The 14,237-nt window shown below is 36.3% G+C and carries 13 protein-coding genes; 3 read left to right on the top strand and 10 right to left on the bottom strand.

The genetic code is table 11. The features are described 5' to 3' along the window. Positions 1-4: 4 nt before the first annotated feature. From HL290_RS04675 to HL290_RS04660, 4 genes are all read right to left on the bottom strand, one after another. Entirely contained in the window at positions 5-2,101 is a 2,097-nt protein-coding gene (locus HL290_RS04675) for a TonB-dependent receptor (protein ID WP_198495747.1), read from the bottom strand. A gap of 52 nt (positions 2,102-2,153) precedes the next feature. Continuing rightward, the gene (locus HL290_RS04670; RefSeq protein WP_198495746.1) at positions 2,154-2,570 is read right to left on the bottom strand and encodes a DUF2946 domain-containing protein; all 417 of its coding nucleotides are present in this window, start codon (positions 2,568-2,570) and stop codon (positions 2,154-2,156) included. A 127-nt stretch (positions 2,571-2,697) separates the two neighbouring features. Beyond that, positions 2,698-3,252: a TetR/AcrR family transcriptional regulator gene (locus HL290_RS04665; RefSeq protein ID WP_198495745.1), complete on the bottom strand. Its 555-nt coding sequence runs from the start codon at positions 3,250-3,252 to the stop codon at positions 2,698-2,700. Between the two features lie 683 nt (positions 3,253-3,935). Next, positions 3,936-4,988, bottom strand: a complete 1,053-nt coding sequence (locus HL290_RS04660) for an NAD(P)-dependent alcohol dehydrogenase (protein WP_068556600.1) — start codon at positions 4,986-4,988, stop codon at positions 3,936-3,938. Between the two features lie 288 nt (positions 4,989-5,276). Here HL290_RS04660 and HL290_RS04655 point away from each other — a divergent pair, with 288 nt between their 5' ends. Next, complete coding sequence (locus HL290_RS04655; protein WP_198495744.1) at positions 5,277-6,164, top strand: AraC family transcriptional regulator; 888 nt, start codon at positions 5,277-5,279, stop codon at positions 6,162-6,164. 42 nt (positions 6,165-6,206) lie between these two features. Here HL290_RS04655 and HL290_RS04650 read toward each other — a convergent pair whose 3' ends face one another. Then, complete coding sequence (locus HL290_RS04650) at positions 6,207-7,121, bottom strand: LysR family transcriptional regulator (RefSeq protein ID WP_198495743.1); 915 nt, start codon at positions 7,119-7,121, stop codon at positions 6,207-6,209. 133 nt (positions 7,122-7,254) lie between these two features. Here HL290_RS04650 and HL290_RS04645 point away from each other — a divergent pair, with 133 nt between their 5' ends. Next, positions 7,255-8,277, top strand: coding sequence for a zinc-dependent alcohol dehydrogenase family protein (locus HL290_RS04645; protein ID WP_265091536.1), 1,023 nt, complete (start codon positions 7,255-7,257; stop codon positions 8,275-8,277). Positions 8,278-8,430: 153 nt separating this feature from the next. Here HL290_RS04645 and HL290_RS04640 read toward each other — a convergent pair whose 3' ends face one another. Beyond that, complete coding sequence (locus HL290_RS04640) at positions 8,431-8,658, bottom strand: tautomerase family protein (RefSeq protein ID WP_004642882.1); 228 nt, start codon at positions 8,656-8,658, stop codon at positions 8,431-8,433. Positions 8,659-8,720: 62 nt separating this feature from the next. Between HL290_RS04640 and HL290_RS04635 the strand changes: the two genes are divergently transcribed. Next, positions 8,721-9,203 (top strand): winged helix-turn-helix transcriptional regulator, encoded by a 483-nt coding sequence (locus HL290_RS04635; RefSeq protein ID WP_198495742.1) that lies wholly within the window; start codon positions 8,721-8,723, stop codon positions 9,201-9,203. A gap of 43 nt (positions 9,204-9,246) precedes the next feature. Here HL290_RS04635 and HL290_RS04630 read toward each other — a convergent pair whose 3' ends face one another. The 4 genes from HL290_RS04630 to HL290_RS04615 form a co-directional block, all read right to left on the bottom strand. Further along, positions 9,247-9,456, bottom strand: a complete 210-nt coding sequence (locus HL290_RS04630; RefSeq protein WP_005040451.1) for a cold-shock protein — start codon at positions 9,454-9,456, stop codon at positions 9,247-9,249. Positions 9,457-9,803: 347 nt separating this feature from the next. Then, positions 9,804-10,340, bottom strand: a complete 537-nt coding sequence (locus tag HL290_RS04625; protein ID WP_198495741.1) for a DUF4468 domain-containing protein — start codon at positions 10,338-10,340, stop codon at positions 9,804-9,806. A 190-nt stretch (positions 10,341-10,530) separates the two neighbouring features. Then, positions 10,531-12,480 carry an alkyl/aryl-sulfatase gene (locus tag HL290_RS04620; protein ID WP_198495740.1) on the bottom strand — a complete coding sequence of 650 codons (1,950 nt, stop codon included), beginning with the start codon at positions 12,478-12,480 and terminating at the stop codon, positions 10,531-10,533. A 138-nt stretch (positions 12,481-12,618) separates the two neighbouring features. After that, entirely contained in the window at positions 12,619-14,013 is a 1,395-nt protein-coding gene (locus HL290_RS04615) for a hypothetical protein (protein WP_198495739.1), read from the bottom strand. Positions 14,014-14,237 lie beyond the last annotated feature (224 nt).

The following is a 14,237-nucleotide window of genomic DNA, read 5'->3' as shown; positions in this document are numbered from 1 at the left end:
TTAATTAAAAGTTCCAAGTCAAAGATAAAGTAGCCTTCAATGGCTCTCCGGGTTGTACCCATTCATCGGTATAACTCGAAACGTAATAATCCTTATCGAACACGTTATCAACGTTCAATTGTGCCCGCAGATCAGGACGAACTTGTACATAGCCTCCAACGTTCACCACCGTAAATTCTGGCAAACTGGTTCCATTATCTATGTAATTCGCACTCCGCTTACCAAAATAGTTGATCGTTCCTACCAAACCTGCTTCTCTTCCCAATAGTTCAAACTGGTAGTCCGCATTTAAATTTGCGGTGTGCTTGGGAATGTTTTTAAGACGAGCACCTTTTGTATCAACTTCGCTTTCAATGACCGATGCCTTTGTAAAAGTATAATTAGCTCCCACGCGAAGATGATCATTGAATTGATGTTTTAACTCGACTTCTACACCATGGCTCTGTACACGACCACTATCTACATAAGTATCGGTAATGCCCTCAGTCAATAGATGTTGTTTATCTAAATCAAAATAGGTCAGTCCAAACCAGCTTTGCGGTAGATATTCGTATTTGGCTCCAATTTCCCAACTTTGTGTTTTTTCTGGGTCATAAAGTTGATTGTCTTTATTGAGTCCCGTATTTAACTCGAAAGATTTACCCCAGTTGCTATAGAAGGAAAGTTTTGTCGTAGGCTGGTAGTTCACACCCACGCGTGGACTAAACGGCGTAAAGTCCTGTTGATCTGAAAGTCCTGTTTTATAGTCATCAATTTGTTGTTCCAGACGATTAAAACGTCCCCCAATCAGTACATTCCATTCAGGATTTAAAAAGATCTGATCTTGTAAATTCACTCCCAACATATTTTGGGTTTCTTTCGTATTTTTTGTTGTTCTAGTTAGCGCTAAAATATTTTGACCATAGACTGGATTGTAAATATTAATCGGGCTTGATGTACCCACGGCATTACGCAGTTGAATTTGATCTATGGTGTAGTGTCCAGCCTCGACATTTGCAACGAGTTCGTGCTTTACCACTCCTGTATTAAACTTCCCGCGCAGAATCGACTGAAGCTGAAATGTATCTGTTTCAAATTGACGGTAACGTCTAAAACGATTTGCGGTTTGTCCATCTGCGGCAATGCTTGAAATTTCAGTTGAGGTTCCTGCCCGCTCCCCATGGTTATAGCTAAGAGCGGTCGTGTTATTCCAGTTTTCATTGAATTGATGATTCAAACGTAACTGATACATCTGATCTTTAACCTTAATGTCACCATCCGATGGTTCGCCTAAAAAGGTCTTTTTGTTGACAATAAACTGTCCATTAACCATCGGTACACCACGATCAAAAACACCTTGGTGTTCGGAAAACTCGGTGTCGAGATTGAGCTGCGTTTGATCCGATATTTTCCATGCAAGCTGTGGAGCAACAAAGTAATGCTGACTATCGACCTGATCTCTAAAACTCTGGTTATTTTCATAAGCCAGCCCAAGTCTATAAGCCACGGCATCGCTTAATGCACCTGTACTGTCTAGAGAAGCCCGATATTCTTCTAAGGTACTGCCACTTAAGCTCACCTCATTTTTTTGCGTCCACTCGGGCTGTTTAGTTGTAATGTTCATAATGCCACCAATAGCACCCTGTCCATACATGGCAGCCATTGGGCCTTTTAAGAAATCAATTGCTTGGATATTGACCATGTCTCTTGGAGTATGGATGCCACTTAAAGAACTCAGACCATTACGTAAATAGTTGGTTCCCATATTGGGGTCGGTGCTAAAGCCACGAAATGAGTAGTTATCCCAAAAACCTCCACCATAACTATCCTGATAAACCACGCCATTCACTCGTGATAATGCATCACTCACCCGCTGAATATTATTGTTCTTAATATCTTGTTCCGACACATGGGACTTGGTAAATGGAACGCTCAATAAGCTATGGTCAAATTGAGTTAACGCTGTTGAAGAAAAAGAAGTCTCGGCAACATCTTCAGCCTTAATTGTTATTTTCTCTAATTCAGTCGTCTGACCATTAGGTTGGCTTTGTGCCATTGCCGACATCGAAAATTGAGCAAATAAAATACTCCACGCCAGTGGATTGAGTAAAAATTTAGACATGACAAACTCTGTTTAGTAATAAATGAGGGACTTATCTGTACCCATTAACCAATTAAGCAAAACAAAGTTGTTGAGGTGGAGCACGGCCTTGGGGCGAGAGAAATAAACGGCGTAAATAAAATAATATATAAGTGAGGGTTGCCAATATAATTAAGCGAACCGTCACTCCAATTTCAAACAGAGATAATTTGAAGCCATCAATTGTAGCGATATGGCTATACAAATAACAAAAATGACAACCTGTGCTTGAGTCGTGGTGAGTGCTTTTATCTAGAAGCTTTTTATTTGAATCGTTTTTAAGATGATGAGAAGAATGTAGTTCCGAGCTCATTTTTGAATGATTCATCACTTCTACAATTTGCTCACATACCGCTTGCTGATGCATTTCATTGGGTAATAGGCTTTGCCAGAACACAAAGTTCTGTAGCAATATTGCTAGCAAGCCAATTATGGTCCCAAACCGATACATGAAAACTTATTCTCATCAATGTAGGTCGGAAAATAACATAATTTCATTCAAATCATTAGCATTTTTTATTTGAACCCGCACTCGATCAAGAAAAGAGCAATATCACTACAGCAATATAATCAAAGAATTACGCAATCTGCACCAAAAAATAATCTAGCAACCTTTCCCTGTCATCCACACTATTTGAATCTAAAAGTTGAACCATCGCCCCATCAATCACAAACAAAAACATGTGCGCATCGGGTTTTGAGGCCATACTTTTTACCGTTGAAAGCAAATTATAAATTTCATTGATTAACCAGTTTCGATAGTTAACTACAACCTGATAAGCCTTGGGATGTGTTTTTGCAATTTCAAAAATGGCCTTAAATGGCAAATGATAAAGCCCTTCTAAATCTGCATGTAAAAAGTAAATTTTGCGAAGTTTTTCAATTACGGTTAAGTCTTTCTGAACGTAGATGATTGAAAGCACCTCTTCTTTTAATCCATCTTTTTGAAAGGTTAAGCTCATTTCAATGAGGCGTTCTTTTGAGTGAAAGTAGTTATAAAACGTGGCTTTCGGCATCTTTGCTGCTTCAATAATTCGGTCTACCCCGACTTTATGAAAGCCATAGTTATTAAAAAGGTGCCTAGAGGTATGTAATACGCTTAAAGCACGAAATGGGAGATCTGAATGTGGCATAGTTTTACCGTTTTAAAATAAATTCTTGTTGTATATAAATGAGATATAGCATCGCTACTTTTCTAATAACTGAAAAAAAAGGCATAGCAAAGCCACAAAGACTGTGCTTGGCACATCTCAAGTTTTATTGTTGATTAAGTTTTAAGTAAAAATGACTTTAAGCCTGAAAAACCTAACGGCGATCAAGCCTTTTTAAAAAGTTTAAGTTGTGTCGATATAGACTTTGGCAATGGTTGCCAAGAAATGATGAATGTGCAAAGCCAACTCCTTTTTATTGGGAGTTCTGCCAAAACATTATAAATTATGGTGGCAGAACGAAAGAGGGTTCGCAGACTTGGTAATACACAAGCACACCCGAGGGTGTCCCTCTCCCGTCCTACCGCTACGGGAGGAGACTAGGAGCTTACACACAAAACTATCCCTCAGATGGAATAATTCTGATGCGGTATTACATGCGGTCTGCGACAACCGACTGGCAATGTAGGCCAGTATGCAAATGGTAATCTTCAATATTTAAGGTGTCAATGTGATATTGGCTAGAAAATATTTAAATAATTATTGTTTTTCATTAAATTACATAATTAAGGAAAACCTTAAATATTGGCTTAATAATATTGTCTTGTTTAGAGAGTTTTTTGAGCTGTGCACCCTAAGGCAGAATGCACAGCCCAGATCAAACCAAATTAATGATCAGATAAAGTTTTCATATCAATCACAAAACGATACTTCACATCACTCTTTAACATACGCTCAAAAGCTTCATTAATGTTTTGCATATCAATCATCTCGACCTCAGAAACGATATTATGCTCACCACAGAAATCAAGTAACTCTTGTGTTTCCTTAATCCCGCCAATCACCGAGCCGGCAATTGATTTTCTACCCAAAATCATAGGTACTGAATTTGCGCTAATTTCACCCAAATATCCAACCAGCACAATTGTTCCATTTAAAGCTAAAGTTGGAATATAAGGCTTCAAGTCATGGTTATAAGGTACAGTATCAATAATTAAATCAAACTGATTTGTGACTGACTGCATTTGGGTTTCATCGGTTGATAGCACAACATGATGCGCACCGAGTTGTTTTGCATCTTGTTCTTTGTTGGCTGAGCGGGTAAATAATGTCACTTCCGCACCTAGAGCATTTGCAAGTTTAATTGCCATATGTCCCAAGCCACCTAAACCAACGACTGCAACTTTACTGCCCTTCCCAATATTCCAATGGCGAAGTGGTGACCATGTCGTAATCCCCGCACAAAGTAACGGCGGTACAGCTTGGGCATCCAGATTTTCAGGTACTTTTAATACAAAATCTTCACTACAAGTAATTGTTTGAGAATATCCACCATAGGTTGGTCGTTGGTCATGACGATCTACAGCGCCATAAGTTTGGATATTACCTTCTTCACAATACTGCTCTAGCCCTGAATGACAAGCAGAACAAGTACGGCATGAATCGACCATACAGCCAATACCTACTAAATCACCGACCTTATATTTCGTGACTTTGGCACCGATTGAGGTGACACGACCTACAATTTCATGACCCGGTACTAACGGATAAGCACTGAATCCCCAATCGTTTTTAGCTTGATGTAAATCGGAATGGCAAACACCACAATATTCGATTTGAATGACAACATCATCTTCACGTGGAGTTCTACGTTCAAACTTAAACGGAACTAAAGGAGTTTCTGATGACAGCGCAGCATAACCTAAAACTTCAATTGTCATATTTTTTCTCTCATGTTTAATGTTTAAATAAAGACGATTTGTTCGTTGAACATTCATTGATGGCTATAGATTTTGAAAAGCCGTGAATACGTTGTGGAAACGGTGAATCAACAGGCTTTAATCAATCGACTTTTTTGCCATGTTCATCAGTATAAAAATGAAAGCTGTAAGGTGTTGTTCTATTCCTCTCACAGATTTGCCTAATCCTCCGAATTGTTGCAATTCTCTCTATTTTTCTTATTTGAAATGCCTACAATAAAAACACAGATGACAATAGGTGAAATCTGAATGACGAATATGTCTCTAGGCAATAATGAAACACTGGCTCAACTTATCGATCAATGGACCCGTGAAAAAGGTACATTCGAAACGCCTATTATAGGACTGACTTTATTTCGTGCTGAAACACTGACACAACCAACGAGCAGTATGATGGATGCCAGTCTATGTATGATTGCTCAAGGGAAAAAACAGGTGATTCTTAGCGAAGAAGCTTACACCTATGATTCAAATCATTTCCTTTTTACTGCAATTGACCTGCCTGTGATTGCTCAAGTTCTTGAGGCTTCAGTTGAACAACCCTATCTTTCAATAGTGCTACGACTAGACCCCTATGTGCTTGCCCAAATCATGCTTGAAGCCCATATTCCTTTTAAAGATACCAATACTGAAAAAAAAGGAATGGCTGTTGGAGTCGTAAATTCGGAACTGAATGATGCTTTTATACGGTTATTAAAACTACTAGACACACCACAAGACATACCCATCTTGTCTCCTCTTATTATTAAGGAAATTTTTTATCGTTTATTAATGAGTCCACAAGGTGACCGACTTAAACGAATTGTAGCGGCAGGAACTACAGGTCATCGAATTGTGAAAGCCATTGAATGGTTGAAAACAAATTTTGCAAAATCATTTAGCATTGAAGAACTTGCGAGCACAATGGGGATGAGCGCTTCAAGTTTTCATCAACATTTTCGTGATATTACTTCAATGAGCCCCTTACAATATCAAAAAAGAATGAGACTGACCGAAGCACGGCGTTTATTAATCACTGAAGAATGTGATATTTCATCTACAAGCATGCAAGTAGGCTATGAAAGTTTGTCGCAATTTTCTAGAGAATATAAACGCTTTTTTGGCGTTCCGCCGTCGGTGGATATAAAGAGCGTATAAAAATAGACAAGCATTTAGCAGATTAATTTTTTATAACCTGAATTACCCTAAAAATAATTCAGGTTTGTTATGCGTGAACTTTGTTATTTCATCAACTACGACTCTTATTTTGGGTTGTAAATGCCATCTTTTTTGCCATAGCACATGAATTGGTATTTCTACACCAGATACCTCTGGAAGAATAGAAATTAACTTTCCAGCTCTTAATGCATCAAAAGCTAACCAACTTGGTAGTTGTGCAATACCAAGACCGGAAGTGCATGCGCTTAGTAAAGCATCACCATCTGGAATTTCATGTCTATAATTAATTTCAAACTCTTCCATTTCCCCTAGCGCATTTTTTAAAAACCATTGCCCTTTATAATTTCTTCTCCAACCGATTAGACAATTGTGATGTTTTAAATCCTCTTTATTGGAGGGATAACCATTCTTTTCTAAGTAGGCTGGCGAGGCGCAAATTAAAAGCGTTTGGTGTCCAAGTGATTTTGCAATTAAGTCAGTAGAATCTTCTAAGTCACCTATTCTGACAACGAGATCTACCCCCTCACTAATCATGTCTACAGCCCTGTCTTGAAAGGTTACAGATAAATCTAACTGAGGATATTGCTGAGCTAAATCTAATAAAATCGGAAAAATATATCGACGGCCAAAAGTCGTAGGAAGATCAACTCTTATACGCCCTGTAGGGTATGAATTTTCTGTCGAAAGTAATGTTTCTATTTGATCTAATTCTTCCAAAATACGACGACAACTAACAAGCCATGCTTCCCCTTCGGGAGTTAAAAAAATGCGTCTGGTTGTGCGGTGAAGAAGTTGGACACCCAATCTTTTTTCTAATTTATTAATACTTTTTCCTACCGCAGATCCGGTAATTCCAAGTATTTCTGCTGCACCAGTAAAACTTCCCTGCTCTACAGCTGTAACAAACTCAAGTATTCCTGAAAACTTACTATCCATAAATCACCTATTAAGGAATTTTATTCCACAATGACTAGAATTTTATCATATTAATAAAATTATTTTCTTGAATTAAGATGAGTTCAAATGATAGCTAAGTAAGAAAGTTATCAAGTTCTTTTAAGAGGAAAAGATGATGAAAGCATGGTTACTAAAAGATTTTGGTTTAAATAATTTAAAATTAGAGGAAGTGGAAACCCCAACTCCAAAAGCTGGTGAACTCCTCATTAAAGTTGGAGCGGTTTCTTTAAACTATCGAGATAAAGCGATTGTTGAAGGTTTTTATGAACCCCATATGGTTCCAAAACCTTTAATTCCCGTATCCGATGCAGCAGGTACAGTCGTGGCTGTAGGTGAAGGAGTAACGCGTTTTAAATTAGGTGATCGAGTCAATACTACTCTCTATTCTCGCTGGATTGATGAAGAACCTGGACCCAATGAACCGGAATACTGTTTAGGTATGCCATTACCAGGTGGTCTTGCTGAATATATGATCTTGCATGAAGAAAGTGCAGTAAAAGCTCCAGATAATATGTCTGATGCTGAAGCATCTACATTACCTATTGCTGCATTAACAGCTTGGTATTCACTCATGGATATAGGTAACCTTAAGCCAGAACAAAATGTTCTTGTACAAGGGACTGGTGGGGTATCTATTTTTGCAATCCAATTAGCTCATGCCTATGGAGCGAGAGTTATCGCTACATCAAGCAATGATATAAATTTAGAAAAAGTTCGAGCTTTGGGTGCAGATGAAGGAATCAATTATAAAACTCATCCAAATTGGGATGAGCGAGTACTAGAATTAACTGATGGTAAAGGTGTCGATGTAACAATTGAAGTTGCAGGCGGTAATGGTCTTAATCAATCTATTGCAGCCACAAAAGTAGCTGGCACTGTGGCCCAAGTTGGCTTTCTAACTGGACAAAGCACCCAATTAAATTTAATGCCACTCATTTTCCGTCAAACCAAACTTCGAGGAATAGCCGTAGCACCAAGAGTTTCATTTGAACGTATGAACAAGTTTCTAAATGAACATCAAATTAAACCGGTTATTGAGCATGTATATAAATTTGAAGAAGCTATTGAAGCCTTTAACCATCTTTCTAGAGGCGCGTTTGGGAAAATTGTGATCGAAGTTTCTTCAAATAAATAAGAAATAAAAATCATAATGCTTTTCAGATAAATAACTACGCTCACATTGTTATTAAAGCTATGAGCTGTGCACCTTTCTAAAAAGATGCACAGCTCAAAAAATTTTTACTTATGATTTTTTAATACTGCTTTGGAAAAATAACTATAAAGTTAATTAGTTAGCTTTAGATATTATTTCAATCATCTCTTTTGTTGGTCGTAAGTGGCCTAATTGCCACTGTTCAGGAGGATACTCATCAATTCGTATCCAGACATGCTCCCGAAAAGCAGCATTTCCCTTTCCTTCAATCTCTACAAATAAATCTGCTATTCGTTTAAAAAGCTCAGCCTTACTTTCTTTATCTAGTAAGCCTTCTATTGTTTGTATATTTATAAATGGCATAATGCTACCTGAATTAACCCTAGGTCTAAATTGTAGACTCATGCTAATTGGAGCCCCACTGAATGTCAAATCAAATTATTCCAAATAATAAATTCTCGGCAGATGTGTGCGGGATTTTTCAAATTGCTGAAATATTGAATGACACGTGGACCATCCTCTTATTAAGAGAAGCTTTTTATGGGGTAACTAAATTTAATGAATTTTTAGAAAATACAGGCATATCAAAGCAAATTTTATCTAATCGACTAAAACATCTTATTCAATTAGAAATATTTGAATTATCTATTTATAAGGAAATCGGCGTTAGAGAGCGCAAAGAGTATTTACTCACGCCAAAAGGTAGAAGCTTAAATATTGTATTACTTGCAATGCTTGAATCTGGCAGTAACTTTATTGAAGCTGATAAAGATGTGGTTAAAGTTTTCCACAAAAATACGAATGATTTACTTAAATTAAAGCTGGTTGATTCAAATGATCAGGTCGTTGGCTTGGAAAATTTAGAATTAAGATTAATTCATCGTCAGGTAAAAGTTGATTCACAATAAATAAAAAAAGCCCTGATGATTCAGGGCTTTTTTTTGTCGCTTATTACTGTGGAATAATATTCACAGCACTTGGACCTTTTTGGCCTTGAGCGATATTAAATGTTACTTGCTGACCTTCATATAAAGTTTTGAAGCCAGAAGAAGCAATTTCTTTAAAATGGGCAAACACATCTGGACCAGATTCTTGTTGAATAAAACCAAAACCTTTAGTTTCGTTAAACCACTTTACTGTACCATTACTTGTATTAGACATAATATATCCTTTGATTTTAATAATTTGAGTCATTTTAAATGACAAATATAACTTTGAAAAAATAATAACGAATTGAGCTTAAGATCTGAAAAAAACGAAGGATTATGACTAAAACTGCGATACTTAAAGAAGATTTACTACAAGTCTTTTTTCTAGTTAAGTTAAGCATACAGGAAATTAACATTTATTCAAGATATTTATATGCAATATTTATTTTTTTTATATTAAAGAGATATACATCACCTACTTAACAAAGATAAATGCCTATTTTCGTTAGACATTTATCTCTCATAGGCCTATCTGACTTTTTAACTATATTTTATTTTTTATAAGCCAATGTAAGAAAACTACATTGGACTTGCACCTACAGGTTGAGCATTCGGATGTAAGATATGAAATTTATAACTTTCCACAATGTTCTTTAATTGATTTTTTATGGCTGCATTTTTATCTTTATAAAAATGATTATTACGATTGTCACGAGGTTCTATATTGCTAAAAGTAAGCTTAGCTTGATGATCTTTAACTTCTATTTTTAGAATATAATTAAAGGAATCATCCGCTACCTTAATCATATTTCTGCTTAGACAGTCCATACAATTATCAAATTTTAGCCCTGCATGTCCTTTAATTGTCAGTACTTTATTATTGTCATCTGCCTGAATAATCTTTCGGCTTGAAACATAATCCACAACATTGTTTCGCCAGTTTTTAGAAGCATCATAAATTTGCGTTTGGCTTAAACCTTTGAATTTAACAATTTCTGAAAAATACTCGTTTTTCTTTTCAGCAGGTTTTTCATCAACTTTATTAGGCAAAGAAAGACAACCTTGCATACCTAGTACGGCAAAACTTAATGTAGCGGCTAAAATTACTCTTCTCACGTAACACTCACTTTTTAAAGAGACTAGAAGTTAGAACCTCCAAATTTACACCAGCACATCGAATAATTTGGTTTATATAAAGTTAAAAATACAGCACTTGATTTTCAGGTTCTATCAAGTGCTGCTAGGTTGAAATCATTGCTAAAGGATACTTTAGCTTGAATTTCCTATGGGTCTATCTTGGATATTTTCAATTTTCTGGACGAGTCACAATTGGAAAACCATTGCTAGACTTTTTAAATAAAGAAAAGAACTTGCCAATTTTTAACGGATTGCCCTTTATTTCGCTGTCCTTAGAAAATAAAACTTTCGAAGCATCTACTTCACCGGTAATTAACTTTAAATATAAAAGCTTAGTCAACTTCAACGTTGGGCAGTTTGTTGGTAAACGATCACTGTCATATTTATCAAAGAGCATGACCGAGTTTTCAATCCGTAATGAAAAATTTTCTTGTGTATCAGTCAACACTAAGTTCATACACTGATTTTCATTTTTTAAATTTTCAACATCCAGATTGGTTGCCATCGCTTCAAAAAATCTTTCAGTCGGCGTATGAATAAGTAAGCCTAAACGACCCGAGGTATTCTTAACTGGAGTAAAGCCTTGTAATTCTTGTGCACCCGATAAATAGAAATTGCGCCAAGTCGCAGCTTCAGCGGAATATCCTAATTGTCGATAAGTTTTTGCCAGCAATTCTTTGGCTTGAAAATTCTTTGGGTTATTAAATACTAAATGTTTTAGAACTTCCGCTGCCCATCTGTATTCCGCCTTGTCATAAGCTTGCTGAGCATTTTTTAAAGCATTCGCCTCTCCACCTGCCAGTTCAATATATTTCTTTGCAGCATCTTTAGGCGGCAATGGGTCTAAATTTGACGGGTTGGCATCAAACCAGCCCATGTAGTATTGATATACAGCCTTCGCATTATGTTTTAAGGTTCCATAATAGCCGTGAGCATATAGCTTTTGGTCTAACTCAGGTGGCAGTTTAATCTTCTCTGCAATTTCAGCACCATTTAAACCAGAATTCATATAACGAACAGTTTGATCATGAATGAATTTATAGACATCTCTTTGTGTCTTAATAAAGTCTTGAATATTTTGTTGACCCCAAACTGGCCAATGATGTTGGGCAATAAAAACTTCTGAATTTTGGGTTTGCTCTAAAGCTTGGTTAAGATAGCCGACCCATTTTAAGGTATCGCGTACTTTAGCACCTCTTAGAGTATAAAGATTATGTAGCGTATGGGAGAGAATCTCTGCGCCGTTATAAAGCTTAAGTGAAGGAATGGAAAAAGTTAATTCTGACGGCGCTTCTGAACTTGGAACGTTATAAAATACAAAATCTAAACCATCGATATTCAATTTTTGTTCTTTCTGCGTAATCAACTGATTCGGTTCTAAAATTCCGATTTGTCCGACTGCTACCGCTTTACCTAAACCATTATCAACCAAACCTTCTGTATTTTTAGGTAAATATGTACCATACATATAGGTTGCTCGGCGAGTCATGGCTGGTCCTGCCATAATGTTCTCACTAGTCGCTTCTTCCATAAATCCTTCAGGAGCAACAATGGGTATGTTTCTTTGCTTCAATTCTTCAGCAGAGATAACGCCGAGAGCACCACCAAAATGATCAATATGGCTATGCGTAAAAACAATCGCTGAAATTTTCTGGTCACCTAAATGCTGTCTTGCAAATTTAATAGCCGCTTCAGCAGTTTCCTTAGATGTTAAAGTGTCAACAATGATCCAGCCCGTATTACCCTGAATAATGGTCATGTTTGCCAGATCAAAGCCTCGAACTTGCCAGACACGATCGGTAACCTTAAACAAACCAACATTATTATTTAATTTTGCTTGTCTCCACAGGCTTGGATTTACAGTATCGGGAGCTTGATCTTTAATAAAATTGAATGCATCAAAATCCCAAATTACATCTCCTTGCTCATTTTTTATTTGACCAGTAGGTTTAGCGATAAAACCTTTTGCAGCATTTTTAAACTCATCAGCATCTTGTAGATTATACTTACTACCGTAAGAGGCATTTGAGTCAATAACAGACTTCTCTACTTTATTTTCTGCAAATGCATTGAGCGACAAAATAGATAATAATGAGACCGTTAGTACTTTAATTTTCATAATATTTCCTTAATATTTTATATGCTTTTTATCCCTTAAATATTGGGAATATTTTTATTGAATTAGAACTTTTTAGCGTACTAAAGAAAAAACCAATCTTTCATTAAAAGATTGGTTGATTTTCTTTATATCTAGATTTTAAGAACATCCCTTGGTTTCAAAAGCGTCCTTAGAGGTGTAACGAATATCTGGTAAATAATCACCCATTACTGCTTTTTCTTCACCGGGTACTTTCACCTTCTGAACGGCGTGAGCAAAGGCATTATCAGGTAATAAATTACGCATAATAAATAAACCAAAGTCTGAGTGACCGAAAGCTTTACCATCTTCGGCTGTATAGCCTGAACCACGAGGACTTAGCTCAAGGAAATATACCCCACACTCATCTCGTGCATTTGCTGGTCGATCTTCTGGTAACGAAGCAACAATGGTATAGAAACCGTCTTTATCTACTTTTTGAATATTTTCGTCATAGAGACAATAATTTGTCGCAGTTGAAATCACTTCATTTGTACAAATTGACCAATAACGTACATCTGTTTTTTGAACAAACTGATCATTATTAAAAGTTTTTTCTGTAGTTGGAACTTTACCTCGAAGTTCTATCACTTTCCCTAATCGTCTACTTACCGCCGCATAAACATATTCATTGTCAGGTGTAGCCCAATAACCCAGTTTAGGGGTGACCGTCAAACCTTCACATTTATCGATAGGCTGTTTTGTAATAGGATCGAATTTATAAATACATTTGAAGCTATCTAAAGCACTAAAGGCTTTGTACCATTTTGGTTCCTGTTGTGCAGGAAAACCCTCATATCTATTTTGGTTAAATGCATCTACAGTATTTTTTAATGGCATTGTTGATATACGATCAATAGGTGCTTTTTTTACTTGTAGAACATTACAAACATCTTGGCCTTTTTTAATTTCACCATTTGCAAGTTGAACTTTAAATCGAGGGAAACTCACATTTCCTTTAATATCCATGTTTTTGTTGGGTACATATACACGATATAAAATGGCAACTTTGCCATCAACTGTTTTAGGGGCATACAACGTATTACTTAAAGGATTACTTGGTAAATCTCCTAATTGCAATTGTGCAGAGTAACTACGCGCTTTGCCAAGACGGTTATTCCCGACTACAAACGGGTTAATTGAACCTTGATTTGGTAAAATAGCTGCATCTAATAATGAATTAACTCGCTCACCTTTTGCGGTATAGCTCACCAATGAAAAGTGACGTGAATAAGGATAATCCCCATCAATCATTACTTTTGCACCTTCTGGAACCGTAAATTCTGATGACCAATACGTTACATTAGAATCAGGAAAAGCATAATTTAACGGGTCTTCTCCCGTATGCTGTTTGCTTGTTACAGAATCTTGCCACATGCAATCCGTTAACTCAGTATCTGGATTTACTGGCTTATTTCCCTGAGTAGAATCATCACTATCATTACACGCGCTCAAGCCCACAGAGCCAATAACCGTAAATAATATTGCAATCCTTAACTGATTAAATTTTTCCATAATACTTTTCCATCTTGACCAAGCGATAAAAACTCCATCTCTTGATCTCTTTGTTATATTTCTTAATCTCGAATTTTTTTCGAGACCTAATCCATTTAGATTAAAATAATAATCCAACTAGATTAAATATCAAGCTATTTTTATCAACCATGAAGAAAATTATTTTTTAAAATTAAATCAAATACTTATAAATATTTATTAAAATATCAACACTAGAGAAAAAG

It is taken from the genome of Acinetobacter sp. AC1-2, from assembly GCF_016124155.1.
Taxonomy (GTDB): Bacteria; Pseudomonadota; Gammaproteobacteria; order Pseudomonadales; family Moraxellaceae; genus Acinetobacter; species Acinetobacter calcoaceticus.
Note: the sequence above shows the minus strand (reverse complement) of the source record. Positions and strands in the feature narration are given on the sequence as shown.

What these genes read in the sequence shown, in the direction of transcription:
- HL290_RS04670 (WP_198495746.1), bottom strand. Translation starts at nt 2,570, where the DNA reads ATGTATCGGTTTGGGACCATAATTGGCTTGCTAGCAATATTGCTACAG.
- HL290_RS04665 (WP_198495745.1), bottom strand. Translation starts at nt 3,252, where the DNA reads ATGCCACATTCAGATCTCCCATTTCGTGCTTTAAGCGTATTACATACC.
- HL290_RS04675 (WP_198495747.1), bottom strand. Translation starts at nt 2,101, where the DNA reads ATGTCTAAATTTTTACTCAATCCACTGGCGTGGAGTATTTTATTTGCT.
- HL290_RS04645 (WP_265091536.1), top strand. Translation starts at nt 7,255, where the DNA reads ATGATGAAAGCATGGTTACTAAAAGATTTTGGTTTAAATAATTTAAAA.
- HL290_RS04640 (WP_004642882.1), bottom strand. Translation starts at nt 8,658, where the DNA reads ATGCCATTTATAAATATACAAACAATAGAAGGCTTACTAGATAAAGAA.
- HL290_RS04655 (WP_198495744.1), top strand. Translation starts at nt 5,277, where the DNA reads ATGACGAATATGTCTCTAGGCAATAATGAAACACTGGCTCAACTTATC.
- HL290_RS04630 (WP_005040451.1), bottom strand. Translation starts at nt 9,456, where the DNA reads ATGTCTAATACAAGTAATGGTACAGTAAAGTGGTTTAACGAAACTAAA.
- HL290_RS04660 (WP_068556600.1), bottom strand. Translation starts at nt 4,988, where the DNA reads ATGACAATTGAAGTTTTAGGTTATGCTGCGCTGTCATCAGAAACTCCT.
- HL290_RS04615 (WP_198495739.1), bottom strand. Translation starts at nt 14,013, where the DNA reads ATGGAAAAATTTAATCAGTTAAGGATTGCAATATTATTTACGGTTATT.
- HL290_RS04650 (WP_198495743.1), bottom strand. Translation starts at nt 7,121, where the DNA reads ATGGATAGTAAGTTTTCAGGAATACTTGAGTTTGTTACAGCTGTAGAG.
- HL290_RS04635 (WP_198495742.1), top strand. Translation starts at nt 8,721, where the DNA reads ATGTCAAATCAAATTATTCCAAATAATAAATTCTCGGCAGATGTGTGC.
- HL290_RS04620 (WP_198495740.1), bottom strand. Translation starts at nt 12,480, where the DNA reads ATGAAAATTAAAGTACTAACGGTCTCATTATTATCTATTTTGTCGCTC.